Raw genomic sequence first — 16,414 nt, 5'->3', positions numbered from 1 at the left:
GCTTCGAATGTTATAAACGGAACTGATCACCTAAATATACCTCACGGACAGTTTGATTGCTGAGAACTTCTTCAGCGGAACCTTCCGCAATGATGTGACCATTGCCGACAATATAGGCCTTTTCACAAATATCGAGGGTTTCCCGAACATTGTGATCTGTAATTAAAACGGCAATGCCGCGTTTTTGTAGATGATAGATGATCGCCTTGATATCACCGACCGAAATAGGGTCGACACCAGCAAAGGGCTCATCCAGCAAGATCACCTTAGGTTCCATCGCTAAGGCCCGGGCTATTTCCACCCGCCGCCGCTCGCCGCCGGATAGCGCCATGCCCAAACTGGTGCGGATGTGGGTGACATTGAACTCGGCCAATAAGGACTCAAGCCGTTCATTCTGCTGTTGCTTGGAGAGGTCTTTTCGGGTTTGCAGGACGGCGAGGATGTTATCGGCAACCGACAGCTTACGAAAAATAGAGGCCTCTTGGGGCAGATAGCCAATGCCTTGGCGCGCCCGGGCGTGCATCGGCATATGGGTCACCGAAACACCGTTGATCGTCACATCGCCATGATCGGCGGCAATTAGACCGACGATCATATAGAAACAGGTGGTTTTACCGGCCCCGTTCGGACCCAGTAGCCCAACGATCTGGGCCTCTTCGACGGCGATGCTAACATCTCGAACAACTGGACGTTTTTTGTAGCTTTTGGCCAGATGGGTTGCTTCCAGTAAGGCCATTAATTCACGGCCTCAGGCTGAATGAGCAACTCTGCTTGCTTGCCGCCTGGCTGTCCGGTGATGGCGCGCTCGGACTCTATCGTCATAACCCCGGTGTCGGTCAAATAAATAATGCGCTCGCCCTCGGCTTTGTTGCCGACCTGAGTAACCTGTGCCTGACCCAGAGTGATAATCTTATTCTCGTTGGGGAAAAATTCGACCCGCAGGCCTTGTACTTGGACCATTTCACCGTCGGCCACAGGCTGGTCGAAGAGCCGCACCGGCTTGCCTTCGGCGAGTAAATAGGAAAGCTGATCGGACACTGGATCCGTTTCAATGGTGACCTTGTCAGCATAGATAATCAAAGCCCCCTGGGTGATAACCACCTGGCCAATTAAGACCGTCTTACCGCTATTGGCATCCATGGTGTTGGTATCGGCCTTGCCGGTAATGGGCTTGTTGCGATCTTCCGGCGTCGCTAGCGCCAAGCTTGCCGCGCAAAGACTGACTAACATCAGTAAGGCGGTTTTTTTACGACGGTTCATAAACAAAATTAACCTCCGATAGTAAGTTGATCACCGGTTCGGGTGCATCTAGTTGGACCGCCATGCCGACCGCATCAACGGTTTGTCTGCCCTTAACGATGGTTACCGCTAAGTCGGTGCTGATTAGCTGGCCCTGGTCGGAAACCCTCATAAACTCGCTCCCGACTCGAGTCGCAGGCGTACCGTTGAGTTGAGTTGCCACAACGTTGTGGCGGAATTCCATGTCGTCATTGGCCATAACCAGGGCCTGGTCGGCTCTGATATGCCACGTCTTTTGACCAGCATCGGTCAGGATCACCACCGGTTGACTCAACAGGCTCTGACCGCTGCTGTTGTACACCGACACGGTATCCGCGTCGACGGTCATAACCTTAGAACCCAGTTTATCGTAGCGCGTTAGGGCCATCCCGGTTACGTATATATCCGGTGAATCCGCCGGCAGCGATATCTGGTTTGTGACCTCAGCCGTCATCCGCTCATCACTGGACATAAGCAAGATTAGTAGTAGAGCAGCCAAACCTATCAGCACCATAAGCAGTAGCTTGCGATACATCATTAGGCCACGCCGGCTCTCAATATGTCGTGCATATGAATCACGCCGGCGACGATATTCTTATGGGTCACAACCAGCGAGGTAATCTTGTGCTCCTCCATCATATAAAGGGCTTGGGCGGCCAGCTGGTCAGCATCGATTGAGTGTGGTTTAGGGTGCATTACGGTCGAGATGGACGTCGCCGAAAAGTCTATTTTTTGATCAATTACCCGGCGTAAATCGCCATCGGTGAAGATGCCCAGCAACCGCCCGTCTTGCTGCACGGTGACCATGCCGAGGCTTTTCTGTGTCATCACCATTAGGGCTTCTGAAACGGAGGCGTCCGGATTAATGATCGGGATCTCATCACCATCGTGCATGATGGTTTCCACCTTGAGCAGTAATTTCCGGCCTAGGCTTCCGCCAGGGTGGGAAAAGGCAAAGTCTTCGGCGCTGAAACCACGCGCCTCCAGCAGGGCAATTGCCACGGCATCACCCATTACCAGGGCCGCGGTGGTCGAGGATGTCGGCGCAAGGTTCAATGGGCAAGCCTCTTGCTCGACCCCACAGTATAGATGCACATCGGACAGGGTGGCCAAGCTGCTGCTGTTATTGCCGGACATGCCAATAAGTGCGGCACCCAGCCGCTTGATCAGCGGCAGCAGAGAAACGATTTCGTTCACTTCGCCCGAATTGGATAAGGCGATAACGACATCTGCACCGGTAATCATACCCATGTCGCCATGACTGGCTTCACCGGGGTGGACAAAGAATGCTGGGGTGCCCGTGCTGGCCAGAGTGGCGGCTATCTTGTGGGCGATATGGCCGGATTTACCCATGCCCGTGACCACAACGCGACCCTTACACCCGAGCAATAACAAGCAGGCTTGGTTAAATTGGTCATCCAGGGCCTGTTCCAGTGTGGTCAAGGCCGAAATTTCCAGCGCAAAGGTTCGTTTTGCGATGGCGAGAAAGTTGGTATTGGTCATATATTACACAGCGGTTGCGGCCAGAAATACGATGTAGCCATAGACTGCATAGCTTACCACAAAAAACGTGCCAAGATAGCGACCCAGTTTCGCATTACGCTTGCCTTGGATAAAAAGAGCGGCAAAGAGGACCAGGCTAATGGCCAACATAAACCAATAATCGCGGTTAAAAACCTCAGCGGCAAAACCGCCTGGGGCAATTAGCCCCGGCACGGCCAATACGGCGAGGAGATTAAATATATTGGAACCCAAGATATTGCCGATCGCTATATCATGGTGTTTCTTTAGTGCGCTGGCCACCGATGCTGCCAGTTCAGGCAAGCTGGTGCCGATGGCGATAATGGTTGCACCGATAATGGCTTCACTGATGGCGTATTGATTGGCGATACCAACAGCACCCCAAACCAGCAGGCGGGCACTGCCAATCAGCACGGCCAAGCCCAGCACAAATAACACCAAGGCCTTGCTGTTGGTCATGTCGCTGGGGATGTCTTCTTCGAACTCAGCGTCACTGCCATTGGCTCGTTTATGCTGAACATAGATCCAAGCCAAAAACACCGCCAGGCACAGAACAAGGCTCAGGGACTCGATAAAGCCGATAATATAGTTGAACAATACCAAGCCGGCGAGAATGGCAACGCCGAGCATGATTAAGTTCTCATTGATGATCAAGCGCTTGCTGATTGGAATGGGCGCAATCAACGCAGTGATGCCGAGCACTAGGCCGATGTTGGCAATGTTAGAGCCGATGGCATTGCCCATGGCAATCTCAATCTTATCGTCCAGCGCGGCAAAGATGGCGACAATAATTTCCGGTGCCGATGTGCCGAGCGAGACAATGGTGACGCCGATGATAATGTGCGGCACGCCAAAGTTATTCGCGATAGCGGCACTTCCGGCTACGAATCGATCGGCACTGAGAACCAGTAAGATAAGCCCGGCCAAAATAGCCAAGGAAAAGATCAACATAATGTACTGCCTAAAGTTTTAATCCCGCGCATTTAACGGGCTTTGCGTCCAGAATGCAATCCTGTGACGGCAAATTACGCTAGAATTGGACACTGGCTTCATCACAGGTTCGTCTCTAGACTGTTATGATTGCTGCCAAAATGAATCTAGGAGAGTGAAATGCGTAAGATATTAGCTTTTATGGGCCTGGCGGGTCTATTAATGGCCATGCCCAGCCATCTTTTTGCTCAAGATGGGGTCAAGGCGGCAGATGAAACGGTGCGCGAGGGAGTTCAATCTATCCTGACTGTGGTGCGCAAGTATGCCGGTAGTGAGGATGAGGCGGCTCGACAAGCTTATCTTGACGAGGTGACCGAATTGCTCGAGCCGGTCATTGGCTATTCAGTCATTGCCCGAAAGGTCATGGGCGAAGCCTATAGTGTGGCTACCCGAGCGCAAAAAATTCGTTTTTTGGAAGTCTTTAAACGCAGTATGGTCAACACCTATGCCGGCGGCATTTATGCCTTTGGCGCCTTTGAGGTCAATCTATTGCCGAGTCAGGACGATAAAAAAGATACCCTGCGCAATACCCGTGTGTATATGGAAGTTATATCGCCTGATGGGCCCAAATACCCGTTGGTGCAGAGTGTGTACTACAGCCGGAAGTCGGATGACTGGAAAATGCAAAATGCCATCTTTAACGGCATTAACCTAGGGGTGACCTTCCGTACCCAATTCGAACAGCTCTACAGTGAGGCTGGAGGTGATCTGGATGCGACTATCCTGGCTTGGGAGCGAATTACTGAAGACGCCTATAAGAGCATTCGTTTTAGAGAGTAAGCGGACTGGGGGCCCAAAAGCCTGCCTTTGGGTGTATACTGTGGCAAATTTTGCGAGCCAGTACAGAGCACAGTGTTTTTCATATCGATATGTGCCTCTATTACGTATATTCTTGCCCCCTTTATTCTGATGATGAGACCCCTCTATGACCGTTGATGACGTAACCGCACTGCTTGATATTGCTTTCCCCGATGCACAAATTGCAGTCGAAGGCGAGGGTGCTAAGTTTGCGCTATCGATCGTTGCCGAGGCCTTTGCCGGAAAACGTCCCGTGCCGCGCCAACAGATGGTCTACGCAGTGTTAAACGACCAGATCGCGTCCGGTGAAATTCACGCCGTGTCGATGAAATTACAATCACCTTCCGAAGTTTCTTAAGGATCAGCTCAGTGGATAAATTACTTATTACCGGCGGCGCCAAGCTGAACGGCGAAGTTCGCATCTCAGGTGCTAAAAATGCCGCCTTGCCGATCCTAGCTTGCACCCTCTTAACTGAAGAAACCGTGACCCTGAGCAATCTGCCTCATCTCAATGATATTACAACCTTGATCGGTCTGCTCGGCTGCATGGGGGTGAACGTTACTCTGAATGAAGATATGAGTGTCGATGTTTGCGCCGGCACCATTACCGAATACACGGCACCCTATGAGTTGGTGCGCACCATGCGGGCCTCTATTTTGGTGCTGGGGCCGCTGTTGGCCCACTTTGGTGAAGCCAATGTATCGCTGCCCGGCGGTTGCGCCATTGGCAGTCGGCCGGTGGATCTTCACATCCGTGGTATGGAAGCCATGGGCGCACAGATTATTGTCGAAGACGGCTACATTCGAGCCAGTTGTGACGGTCGTTTGAAGGGCGCACGGATCTATTTTGACACCGTGACCGTGACCGGCACTGAAAACCTCCTGATGGCCGCAACCCTGGCCGATGGCATTACCGTGCTGGAAAATGCCGCCAAAGAACCAGAGGTTATCGATCTGGCTAAATGCCTCATCGCCATGGGCGCCCGCATCGAAGGTGCCGGGACCGACACCATTACCATTGAAGGCGTCGAGCGCTTACACGGTTGTCATCATCGGGTTTTGCCCGATCGTATCGAAGCCGGTACCTATCTGGTGGCCGGTGCGGTCGCCGGTGGCTGTGTGCGCATTCGAGATGTGATCCCGGAGCACTTAGACGCCGTATTGGTAAAGCTACGCGAAGCCGGAGCTCATATTGAATGTGGTCCCGATTGGGTCGAAATCGATATGAAAGGCGAGCGAGTCAAAGCTGTGGATATTACCACCGCGCCTTATCCAGAGTTTCCTACGGATATGCAGGCCCAGTTTACCGTGTTGAACTCGGTCGCGATTGGCACCGGAACGGTCGAAGAAACGGTCTTTGAAAACCGTTTTATGCACATCAATGAGCTTGAGCGGATGGGCACTAAGGCCTATATTCGCGGTAATTCGGTGACCATCGAGGGGTGCTTGAAACTCAAGGGTGCACCTGTGATGGCGACTGACTTACGTGCGTCGGCGTCGCTGGTCTTGGCCGGTCTGATTGCCGAGGGTGAGACGCTGGTCGACCGGATCTACCATCTTGATCGCGGTTATGAGTGTATCGAAGAAAAGCTGGCCGGCCTGGGTGCAACCATCCGCCGAATTTCCGGCTGATCGAGCTCGACAGAATACATTTTCTCATAGACCCATAGGCGCTCAACAGCGCCTTTCGGATCTATAGAGCCTGACTAAACAGATTAGCGAGTTACCATGCAACGAAGTGCTGAGAGCATCACCATTGCCCTGTCCAAGGGGCGGATTTTAAAGGAAACCTTGCCGCTATTTGCCGCAGCCGGTATTGAGCCCCTTGAGGATGTGCATACATCCCGTAAACTTATTTTTGAAACTACGCAGCCCAACGTATATTTCATCATTATCCGGGCGGTGGACGTGCCGACCTATGTTGAATATGGGGTCGCAGATCTGGGTGTCTCCGGCAAGGACGTGCTGATGGAGCACGGTGCCGAAGAGATGTATGAGTTACTCGATTTGAATATTGCCAAGTGCCAATTGATGACGGCCAAGATGAAGGATGTGGCCCTCCCGGCAGGTAGGTTAAAGGTCGCCACCAAATATATTAATGTGGCGCGGCGTTACTTTGCCGACCAGGGGCGTCAGGTCGATCTAATCAAGTTGTATGGCGGTATGGAACTGGCGCCCATTATGAATCTGGCCGATGTCATTGTGGATATAGTCGATACCGGCAATACCCTAAAGGCCAATGGTTTGGCTCCAGATGAGTTTATCGCCGATATCAGCAGCCGTTTGGTGGCCAGCCGATTGGCCCTGAAGATGAAAGACGAAACTATTAAACCCCTAGTCGCCCTGTTGGCGGCAGCTATTAAAAGGAATTCGGAGCAAGCATGAGTTCGCTAACTATTAAGCAATTGCGTTCGATTGACGACGGTTTTGATACGGCGTTAAATCAGCTTTTGGCCTGGGAATCGGTCTCTGACGGTAACCTGCAGCAAACCGTGGCCGATATTATTCAGCAGGTTCGCACCGAGGGCGATGCCGCCCTGTGCCGCCTGTCGGACCAATTCGACCGCTTCCCGGTCGAGTCCATGGCGCAGCTAAGCTTGGGCGCGATCGAGATTGCCGCCGCCTTTGAACGGTTACCGGCGCAGCAGAAAGCCGCCTTGCGCTTTTCCGCCGAGCGGGTAACCGCTTATCACGAAAAGCAGATCGCCCAGAGCTGGCGCTATACCGATGATCTGGGTGTGGTCTTAGGCCAGCAGGTGACGGCGATGGATCGAGTCGGTATCTATGTGCCCGGCGGCGTTGCACCGCTGGCGTCCTCGGTTATTATGAATGCTCTGCCGGCCAAGGTCGCTGGGGTTCGGGATATTATCATGACCACGCCGGCGCCGGGTGGCCAGGTCAACGACTTTGTCTTGGGGGCGGCCTTTGTCGCCGGCGTTACCGAGGTCTATCTGCTTGGTGGCGCACAAGCCATTGCGGCGTTGGCCTATGGCACCGAGACGGTGCCGGCCGTTGATAAGATCGTCGGCCCAGGCAATGCCTATGTGGCAACGGCGAAGCAGCAGGTTTTTGGCAAGGTCGGGATCGATATGATCGCCGGGCCGAGTGAAATATTGGTCATCTGTGACGGCCTGACCGATCCGGACTGGATCGCGATGGATCTCTTTTCCCAAGCCGAACATTCCCACGATGCCCAAGCTATCTTAATTTCCCATGACGCGGAGTTTTTGCGCCGAACCCTGGCCGCGATCGAGCGCCTGTTGCCGACCATGGAACGGGCCGACACCATACGCCGCTCACTCAATGCCCGAGGCGCCTTTATCTGGGTACCCAAACTCGACGATGCCAAGGCGTTGATCAACAAGATCGCGCCAGAGCATTTGGAGCTGTCGGTGGCTGATCCTGAAGCCTGGTTGCCCGACATCCGGCACGCCGGTGCCATCTTTATGGGCCGGCATACCTCTGAGGCCCTGGGCGACTATTGCGCCGGACCCAATCATGTTCTGCCGACCAGCGGTACGGCACGATTTTTCAGCCCCTTAGGGGTCTACGATTTCCAAAAACGCAGCTCATTGATCGGCGCCTCGGCGTCGGCGGCGAGTGAATTGGGCAAGGTCGTATCAGTACTGGCGCGCGGTGAACTCTTAACCGCCCACGCCCGCAGCGCGGAGCAACGTATCAATGACTGATTTTCGAGACCGCCTGGATACCCATTTAGATCGTTGGGTGAATAAGACGATCCGTGATATTGGTGCCTACTCGGTGCCAGACTCGACCGGCATGGTCAAGCTCGATGCCATGGAAAACCCCTTCGTTTGGCCGGAGACCATGCAAAAGGCCTGGTCTGAGTTGATGGCCGATGCCCATGTGAACCGTTATCCGCACCCCGATGCCCCCGAGGTCAAGGACAGCATTCGGCGTCTGTTCAATGTACCGGATGATATCGATATCTTGCTCGGCAACGGCTCCGATGAACTGATCCAGCTGATTGCCCTAGTGGTGAACGGCTCGGGCCGGAAAATTATGGCGCCCGAACCCAGCTTTGTGATGTATGAAATGGTCGCCAAATTCCTGGGCATGACCTATGTTGGCATGCCATTGAATCGCGATTTCGATCTTGACCTGGAGGCGACCCTGCGTGCCATAGAGGTCGAAGACCCGGCGGTTATTTTTCTCGCTCAGCCCAACAACCCAACCGGGAATCTTTGGGGCGATGAAAAGTTGCGTCGTATTCTGGAGCGGGCCAATGGCTTGGTGGTTATCGATGAGGCCTATACCGCCTTTACCGATGCCGATTATTTGGCCTGGTTGGATGAGTTTCCGAATCTTTTGATCATGCGCACGTTCTCCAAGGTCGGTCTAGCCGGTTTACGCCTGGGTATGTTGTTTGGTCACCCGGCCTGGATCGAGCAGATTAATAAGTTACGCTTGCCTTATAACATTAATGCCTTAACACAACTGACCGCTGTCTTTGCCATGGACCACTATCCTGTGTTGATGAACCAGACCCAGGAATTAGTGCGTCAGCGGCAGCAACTGAGCCAAAGTTTGGCGGCGTTTCAAAGCCTCACGGTGTATCCGAGCCAGGCGAACTTTATCTTGGTGCGCACGGCCGAAGGCCAGGCCGTGGATATTCACCAGAAATTGAAAGACGCCGGAATTCTGGTCAAAAAACTGCATGGTGGTCACCCATCGCTGCACGATTGCCTGAGAATTAACGTCTCTTCGAGTGACGAAAATGCTCTCCTGATCGCGGCGCTGCAGCAGATTTTGTAGCCGTTTAGCACGCGAGTCCAGGCATAGACTCCAGTCATATGCCCGGCTCGCTCTATCTAATCAATTTGCAATGCACCCCCAGCCTAAATCCGCCTTAGTTTTCGCGCCCAGCTCTGTTTCAATACCGAACCATGTTAAAAACCAAAGAGAGTTGCGATGAGTCTGCTTGCTTTTCATGATGCAATACCCGGCTATCTGGAAGACCGTGACGACCAGCTCTGGGTCAGGCTCGCAGTCTATGGCCTGCAACCAGACGCCCTCTATGTGCGCATTGAACCGGACAACGAAGAGTATCTCGTGCCCATGGTCGCAGACGGACATCAGGGTACTTGGCATTTCTACACGGCGTTGATCGACAAAAGCCAACATATAGAGCAAACCGAGTATCTGTTTAAACTGGTTTGGTCGCAGGGTTCATCTTGGCTCGGTGCGGCTGGGGTCGAGCCGCATATGCCGCGTAATATCCATATGTACCGCTACAGTCACGATCGCCGCCTGCCAACTTGGTCGGGCGCGCAAGTTTTCTATCAGGTCTTTCCCGAGCGCTTCGCCCAGGGCGATGCGCACCTCAAGCCCCAACCGGGCGAATACCGCTATCTCAATCGAACCGATATCGTTATCAAACAGTGGGGCGACGAGCCGGATCCGCGCACGGGTGGCTTTGAGTTTTTCGGCGGCGATCTGATTGGGGTCTATAACAAACTGGACTATCTGCAACAGCGTCTGGGCGTTACCGCGCTCTATCTCAACCCGGTCTTCGAGTCCCAATCGTCCCATAAATACGACACGGTCGACTATTTTAATGTTGACCCGCATTTCGGCGGTAACCGCGCCCTGCAACAGCTTATAGAGGGCATCCATTTGCGCGGGATGAGAGTGGTATTGGACGCGGTTATCAACCATACCAGTGCGTTGCATCCTTGGTTTCAAGCGGCACTGGCCGGTGATGCGCGCCAGCGAGCCAAATATGTCTTCGGTGTTGATAACGAGTACGCCAGCTGGAAAAATCATCATAGCCTGCCCACGCTCGATTTTGCCAACGCCGATGTGCAAGCCGACATGATAACCGGCCCCGACTCGGTAATTCGACACTGGCTACAAGCGCCCTACAATATTGATGGTTGGCGTATGGACGTGATCCATATGATCGGCGAAGGTCCGGGTGCGAAAAATAACGCCCATTATGTGCGCACCTTGCGTGCGGTCATTAAGGCAGAGAACAGTGAGGCCTTGCTCTTGGGCGAGCATTTCTTCGAAGCCAGCAGCTGGTTGCAGGGCGACCAGGAAGACTGTGCAATGAATTACTTCGGCTTCGGCCACCCAGTGCGTGCGTTTCTAGCCGGTCTGGATATCGCTCACCATCCGATTGAGTTGAGCGCGACCCAGTTTGCCCGTTGGCTGCGGGAGGCCCGGGCGCGGATATCGTTCGACCACCAGTTATTGCAATTTAATCAGCTCGACAGTCACGATACCCCGCGCTTCCTCACCATGGTACAGAACGATCGCGCCTTACTGCAGGTCGCGATCGGTTTCTTAATGACCTATATAGGCACACCCTGTCTTTATTATGGCACCGAAATTGGCCTGGTCGGCGCTCAAGATCCGGACTGCCGGCGCTGTTTTCCCTGGGATGAACGTCAATGGGATAATGAGCTGCTCGATTTTTGCCAACGTTGGATCGGCTATCGCAAAGCCTTTACGGCGCTCAGTGCGGGTGCGCTGATTGATCTCTATGCCGAGCAAGACGCCATGGTGTTTGCCCGCATCAGCGATCATGAGCAGTGTTTAATTGTACTAAATCGAGGCGCAGCCTGTGAGCTCCAGTTTGAATTGAACTTACCCGGCTCGGATGCACCCTGGCAGCGAGTTGACGCCGATGGCGATCTGCAGATGATTGGGCTCGACTGTCAAGTGGGCGCACCGGACAAGTCGCTCCAGCTCTGGTCACGGCAGATCAGCGCAAACGACTCCGTTGCCGCTCGCACCTAGCGAAGCTTGTCTTTGCGCTAAATAAGCCATAGTGTTCGCAATAGATACAACTCACGGAGTGACCATGCCTGTTTTAAGATCGGAGCTAAACGCCTACCTCAACCAACTGTTGCAGGTTGGCCAGTTCAAAGACTATTGCCCCAATGGCCTGCAGGTCGAAGGTGCACCGACCATCGAGCGGCTGGTGACCGGTGTGACCGCCAGTCAGCGGCTAATAGAAGAGGCCATTGCGCACAATGCCCAAGCTATTCTGGTCCATCATGGCTATTTTTGGAAAGGTGAAGACCCATGCCTAACCGGCATCAAAAAAAGCCGCATAGCCACTCTGCTCGAACACGACATCAGCCTCTTTGCCTATCACCTACCGCTCGATGCCCATGAGCGCTTTGGCAATAATGTGCAGTTGGCGCATACCCTAGGCTGGACCATTGCCGGCAAGCTGGGCGACACGCTCGCCCTGCATGGCTCGGTCGAGGGCACCGAGACGGGGGGCAGTTTACGGCGCAAGTTAAGCGACACACTGGGCTTTGACGTGCTACATATTGGCGATGAAATGGACGATATTGAGACCATCGCCTGGTGTACCGGCGCGGCCCAAGGGTATTTGGAGCAGGCTATAGACGCGGGCGTCGATGCCTTCGTATCCGGTGAAATCAGCGAACCGACGGTGCATCTGGCGCGCGAAAGTGGTGTGCATTATTTTGCTGCCGGACATCATGCGACCGAACGGGGTGGGGTGATGGCCTTGGGTGATCATCTGGCCGCGCAGTTCGATCTAGAAGTGCAATTTATCGATCTGCCGATTCCGGTGTAAGCTAAGGGTTTCGACCAGACCAAAGTACACCGGCCGTCCATTCGAACGGCCGGTGCAAGCTCTGCTTTAGCGGCTTAGCAGTATACCCGTCTGCGCTAACGCGCTAAGTACATCTTTCAACGGCGCATCTTCGTAACGCTGGCCGAAGGGCAGGGCCGCGCCACCGGCGACAATGGCAATCAGACCGGCTGCCTCGACATAGGGGCATACGGTCAGAGCATCTTCTGCGCTGACCACCACAGCGGTATGGCCTAAGCTGAACAGGCGTTGCTCTAGGGCAACCGCCTGTTCTGCCGGTTGGTCACCGGCCAATTGCACCGTAACCGAGCGTTGTTGATGGCGCAGCTCACGCTCTCGATCCGACACCCGCTCGGCTTCAACGCCGCTCGCCAATGCTTCAATCATGCCCGCCCCGACCGTGCCATTGGTGAGTCGATCGATCACGATAAAGGCGCCGGTATGGCGATTGGCGCCATAGGCGTCGGCCACGACCGGTTTGTTGAGCTGGATGGTCACATCGGCAATGGCGTTCAGCGCCAACTGGTCCACCTGACTGGTGGCAAAGGTGTTGACGTCAATCTGGCAGTCAATCCGGCTGACCGAACCACTGCTGAGCTGATTGCCGAGCTTAAAGAAATATTGCCGGCCAACCACCAAGGGCGCTTCATGCATCCAAATAAGCTTGGTTTTAAAAGCTTGCCCGATCAGCGGTTGTTCGCCACTGCGCACCAGCACATCGCCCCGACTGATGTCGATTTCATCGGCCAAGGTGAGGGTGACCGCCTGGCCAACGTGCGCCTGTTCCATATCGCCATCAAAGGTCACGATACTCGCCACGGTCGAGCTATGGCCACTCGGCAAGGCGGTTAACGTATCACCGAGTTTGACGATGCCGGCTGCAATGGTGCCGGCATAGCCGCGGAAATCCAAGTTCGGGCGATTGACATACTGGACCGGGAAGCGGAACTGGCTCAGCTCGACATCGCGCGCGATTTCGATGCTTTCCAACAGCTCCATCAGTGTTCCACCCTGATACCAGGACATGGCTGTACTGCGGTTGACCACGTTATCGCCCTCGAGCGCCGACATCGGCACAAAGCGAATGTCGGGGACGCTCAATTGCTCAGCCAAGGTCAGGTAGTCCTGCTGAATCTCATTGTAGCGATCCTCGCTGTAGTCAACCAGATCCATCTTGTTGACGGCAACTATAAGATGCTTTAGGCCCAATAGGTGGGCAATAAAGCTGTGGCGCCGAGTTTGGGTCATTACCCCATAGCGAGCATCGATGAGGATGATCGCCAGATCGCAAGTCGACGCACCGGTGGCCATATTGCGGGTGTACTGCTCATGGCCCGGGGTGTCGGCAATAATGAACTTACGCTTGCTGGTGGAGAAATAGCGGTAGGCGACGTCGATGGTGATGCCCTGTTCGCGCTCGGCCTGCAGGCCATCGACCAGCAAGGCCAAATCGATCTTTTCACCGTTGGTTCCGGACTTTTGACTGTCCTGTTCGATCGCCGCGAGTTGATCCTCATAGATCATCTTGGAATCGTGCAGCAGGCGGCCGATTAGGGTTGATTTGCCATCGTCGACACTGCCGCAGGTTAAAAAGCGCAGCAGTTCCTTGTTTTGATGCGCTAACAGGTAAGCGTCGATGTCACTCGCAATAAGATCTGACTGGTGGGTCATAGTATTTTTACTCCGTAAATCAGAAATAACCTTCCTGTTTTTTCTTTTCCATCGACCCGGATGAATCGTGGTCGATGGCGCGCCCTTGCCGTTCACTGGTGGTGGTCAGCAACATCTCTTGGATAATCTCAGGCAGGGTCGCTGCAGTGGATTCCACTGCGCCGGTCAGCGGGTAACAGCCCAGGGTACGAAAGCGTACCTTGAGATGTTCGATCTGTTCACCCGGTAACAGCTCCATGCGCTCGTCATTGACATTGATCAACATGCCGTTGCGGTTGACCACTGGCAAGACATTGGCAAAGTAGAGCGGCACGATGTCGATTTTTTCCAGATGGATGTATTGCCAAATATCCAGCTCGGTCCAGTTGGACAGCGGGAAAACCCGAATCGACTCGCCGCGATTGAGCCGGGCATTGTAGATATTCCACAGTTCCGGACGTTGGCTCTTGGGGTCCCAGCGATGATTGGGATCGCGGAACGAATAGACCCGTTCCTTTGCGCGGGACTTCTCCTCATCGCGTCGAGCCCCGCCGAACGCGGCATCGAAGCCATACTTGTCGAGCGCTTGCTTGAGGCCCTGGGTCTTCATGATATCTGTGTGTTTGGCACTGCCATGACTGAAGGGGCCAATACCCTGGTCCAAACCCTCTTGGTTTTTATGGACGATCAGCTCGAAGTCATATTTCTTGGCTACCTGGTCACGGAATTCAATCATTTCCTTGAATTTCCAGTCGGTATCGACGTGCAGCAGTTTGAACGGCAATTTGCCCGGATAGAAAGCCTTCAGCGCCAGATGCAGCATGACCGCAGAGTCTTTGCCGACGGAATAGAGCATCACCGGATTATCGAATTCGGCGACAACCTCACGCATTATATGGATGCTTTCGGCTTCCAGTTGTTTCAGGTGGGTAAAGTTTTGCAGGGTCATCATTCACTCACGGATAGAAAATCAGTGAGCGAATGATAGCAAAGCTTTTGGTTATTTGAATTACTCTTATAAGAGCATTTTGTTATATGGCTATGCGAAATCTCTGTTCCAGTAAGTCTGGGCGTTACTTACTCTCTTCCGGCAGCAATTCATCGCGTTTCAGGCCGTAGGTCTCCGACAACATGCCTTCTTGCGCTGGATCCTTGGGCGCGTAGTCACGTGGACCCATAGATTCTTCAATTTCTACTTTTAACGGCGCCAAGTCTTCTAGCGACGCCTCATTGCTGCGCGCCGACTCGATTCGGTACTCCGGTCGAACAAACTGCTCTGCACCGGTATTCAGATGGTCCTGGATGCGGGCATAGTTTGAGTTCATCTCCTCGATCAGATTGCTGGTGCGACTGAAGTGTTCCGTCACGTCAATCTGATAGGACTGGTGTTGCTGTTTTAACTCGTCGAGTTGACGGCGCAGACCGGAGCGATCTTGGCCGTCTTTGCGCAAAAATAGCCGACCGAGTAGCCCGCCAATTATTAGAGCGGCTAATATGGCCGCAGCAAACGTGGTCCATTGTAGTTGCAGCATTATGTTCTCCAGTAGGTGTTAATCCGAGGTCTGTGCATAGTATAGCGTCTTGACCACGCCAAGCCATAATGTCTGAGCTTAAACATTTGTGCCCCCGGTTCATTGATTGTGCGCCAGTTGGCGTTACAATTCGCGACTATTATCACCGGGATTCATAAATGACGACACCTTGGGCACGCTATCAAAAAGACTTAGCACGCGACGATTTTACTCGCGATAGCTCGCAAGAGGCCGCAGTTAAAGCCCTGCAAGAGGTTTTTGAACAATTAATTATACGCGCGGCGAAGGAAAGTAGACCCCTCAATCGCCTGATGAGTCACTTGGGTAAACGCCCTGAAAAGGTAGCTGGAATCTATTTTTGGGGCGGCGTGGGTCGGGGTAAAACCTATTTGATGGACACCTTTTTTGACGCGCTGCCGTTTCCAGAAAAGAAACGCCTACATTTCCACCATTTCATGCGCTTGGTGCATCAACAGCTCAATATTCACAAAGGAAAGGCCAACCCACTGCAAATCGTCGCCCGAGAATTTGCGCAATCGGCACGAGTGCTGTGTTTTGATGAGTTCTTTGTCAGCGATATCGGCGACGCCATGATCTTGGCCAATCTCCTGGGTACCCTATTTGAGGAAGGGGTTACGCTGATCGCTACCTCGAATATCGTGCCAGACCTGCTCTATCAAGAAGGCCTGCAGCGCAGCCTGTTTCTACCGGCCATCGAATTGCTCAAGGCCAATACCCGAATCTTGAATGTCGACGGCGGCACCGACTACCGTCTGCGCACTCTTAAACAGGTCGAAATATTTCATTCACCCTTGGATCAGGCGGCCGAAGATAATCTGATGGCCAGTTTTCATCGCTTGGCACCGGATGCTGAACAGGTCGAGGCCAATAGTTCATTGGACGTCCTAGGCCGCGCAATAAAAGTCCGTCGGCTCAACGACGATGTCGCCCTGTTCCGCTTTGCCGACTTGTGCGAAGGTCCCCGGTCACAGAATGACTACATTGAAATAGCCCATTGCTTTCACGCGGTGCTGGTGAGTGATGTGCC

At 53.6% G+C, this 16,414-nt stretch carries 17 protein-coding genes (1 of these 17 cut by a window edge); 9 read left to right on the top strand and 8 right to left on the bottom strand.

Features of this window, described 5'->3' with window-relative positions:
• Window positions 1-10: 10 nt before the first annotated feature.
• Genes lptB through REIFOR_RS11885 form a run of 5 tightly spaced genes read right to left on the bottom strand, consistent with a single transcriptional unit; the run spans window position 11 to window position 3,750 of the window.
• Complete coding sequence (gene lptB, locus REIFOR_RS11905; protein ID WP_100257769.1) at window positions 11-736, bottom strand: LPS export ABC transporter ATP-binding protein; 726 nt, start codon at window positions 734-736, stop codon at window positions 11-13.
• Window positions 736-1,260: a lipopolysaccharide transport periplasmic protein LptA gene (lptA, locus tag REIFOR_RS11900; RefSeq protein ID WP_100257768.1), complete on the bottom strand. Its 525-nt coding sequence runs from the start codon at window positions 1,258-1,260 to the stop codon at window positions 736-738. Before lptA ends, lptB begins: the two co-directional genes overlap by 1 nt.
• Window positions 1,247-1,816 (bottom strand): LPS export ABC transporter periplasmic protein LptC, encoded by a 570-nt coding sequence (gene lptC / locus REIFOR_RS11895; RefSeq protein ID WP_100257767.1) that lies wholly within the window; start codon window positions 1,814-1,816, stop codon window positions 1,247-1,249. Before lptC ends, lptA begins: the two co-directional genes overlap by 14 nt.
• Entirely contained in the window at window positions 1,816-2,781 is a 966-nt protein-coding gene (locus REIFOR_RS11890; protein WP_100257766.1) for a KpsF/GutQ family sugar-phosphate isomerase, read from the bottom strand. Before REIFOR_RS11890 ends, lptC begins: the two co-directional genes overlap by 1 nt.
• A 3-nt stretch (window positions 2,782-2,784) precedes the next feature.
• Complete coding sequence (locus REIFOR_RS11885) at window positions 2,785-3,750, bottom strand: calcium/sodium antiporter (protein ID WP_100257765.1); 966 nt, start codon at window positions 3,748-3,750, stop codon at window positions 2,785-2,787.
• Between the two features lie 159 nt (window positions 3,751-3,909).
• On the opposite strand from REIFOR_RS11885, the gene REIFOR_RS11880 reads away from it, so the two are divergent.
• From REIFOR_RS11880 to REIFOR_RS11845, 8 genes are all read left to right on the top strand, one after another.
• A complete protein-coding gene (locus REIFOR_RS11880) occupies window positions 3,910-4,569 on the top strand; it encodes an MlaC/ttg2D family ABC transporter substrate-binding protein (RefSeq protein ID WP_100257764.1) in 660 nt (219 codons plus the stop codon).
• A 145-nt stretch (window positions 4,570-4,714) separates the two neighbouring features.
• Window positions 4,715-4,945 (top strand): BolA family protein, encoded by a 231-nt coding sequence (locus REIFOR_RS11875; protein ID WP_100257763.1) that lies wholly within the window; start codon window positions 4,715-4,717, stop codon window positions 4,943-4,945.
• A gap of 11 nt (window positions 4,946-4,956) precedes the next feature.
• A complete protein-coding gene (gene murA / locus REIFOR_RS11870; protein ID WP_100257762.1) occupies window positions 4,957-6,219 on the top strand; it encodes a UDP-N-acetylglucosamine 1-carboxyvinyltransferase in 1,263 nt (420 codons plus the stop codon).
• Between the two features lie 96 nt (window positions 6,220-6,315).
• Window positions 6,316-6,972 carry an ATP phosphoribosyltransferase gene (gene hisG, locus REIFOR_RS11865; RefSeq protein WP_100257761.1) on the top strand — a complete coding sequence of 219 codons (657 nt, stop codon included), beginning with the start codon at window positions 6,316-6,318 and terminating at the stop codon, window positions 6,970-6,972.
• The gene (gene hisD, locus REIFOR_RS11860) at window positions 6,969-8,276 is read left to right on the top strand and encodes a histidinol dehydrogenase (protein ID WP_100257760.1); all 1,308 of its coding nucleotides are present in this window, start codon (window positions 6,969-6,971) and stop codon (window positions 8,274-8,276) included. The genes hisG and hisD overlap by 4 nt, the downstream gene beginning before the upstream one ends.
• Entirely contained in the window at window positions 8,269-9,363 is a 1,095-nt protein-coding gene (gene hisC / locus REIFOR_RS11855; RefSeq protein WP_100257759.1) for a histidinol-phosphate transaminase, read from the top strand. The genes hisD and hisC overlap by 8 nt, the downstream gene beginning before the upstream one ends.
• A 156-nt stretch (window positions 9,364-9,519) precedes the next feature.
• On the top strand, window positions 9,520-11,352 hold the full coding sequence (malZ, locus tag REIFOR_RS11850) for a maltodextrin glucosidase (protein WP_100257758.1): 1,833 nt from the start codon (window positions 9,520-9,522) through the stop codon (window positions 11,350-11,352).
• A 64-nt stretch (window positions 11,353-11,416) separates the two neighbouring features.
• Window positions 11,417-12,166 (top strand): Nif3-like dinuclear metal center hexameric protein, encoded by a 750-nt coding sequence (locus REIFOR_RS11845; protein ID WP_100257757.1) that lies wholly within the window; start codon window positions 11,417-11,419, stop codon window positions 12,164-12,166.
• A 66-nt stretch (window positions 12,167-12,232) separates the two neighbouring features.
• Here the strand turns inward: REIFOR_RS11845 and cysN are convergent, their stop codons facing one another.
• The 3 genes from cysN to REIFOR_RS11830 form a co-directional block, all read right to left on the bottom strand.
• On the bottom strand, window positions 12,233-13,855 hold the full coding sequence (gene cysN, locus REIFOR_RS11840) for a sulfate adenylyltransferase subunit CysN (RefSeq protein ID WP_100257756.1): 1,623 nt from the start codon (window positions 13,853-13,855) through the stop codon (window positions 12,233-12,235).
• Between the two features lie 19 nt (window positions 13,856-13,874).
• Complete coding sequence (gene cysD / locus REIFOR_RS11835) at window positions 13,875-14,783, bottom strand: sulfate adenylyltransferase subunit CysD (RefSeq protein WP_100258770.1); 909 nt, start codon at window positions 14,781-14,783, stop codon at window positions 13,875-13,877.
• A gap of 124 nt (window positions 14,784-14,907) precedes the next feature.
• Complete coding sequence (locus REIFOR_RS11830; protein WP_100257755.1) at window positions 14,908-15,366, bottom strand: Z-ring associated ZapG family protein; 459 nt, start codon at window positions 15,364-15,366, stop codon at window positions 14,908-14,910.
• Between the two features lie 158 nt (window positions 15,367-15,524).
• Here REIFOR_RS11830 and zapE point away from each other — a divergent pair, with 158 nt between their 5' ends.
• Window positions 15,525-16,414: the 5' portion of a cell division protein ZapE gene (zapE, locus tag REIFOR_RS11825; RefSeq protein ID WP_100257754.1), read on the top strand. 214 nt of this gene lie beyond the right edge of the window; 890 of the gene's 1,104 nt are visible here — the first part of the coding sequence; its start codon is at window positions 15,525-15,527; its stop codon lies beyond the right edge, outside the window.

This window comes from Reinekea forsetii (assembly GCF_002795845.1).
GTDB classification, from domain to species: Bacteria; Pseudomonadota; Gammaproteobacteria; order Pseudomonadales; family Natronospirillaceae; genus Reinekea; species Reinekea forsetii.
Note: the sequence above shows the minus strand (reverse complement) of the source record. Positions and strands in the feature narration are given on the sequence as shown.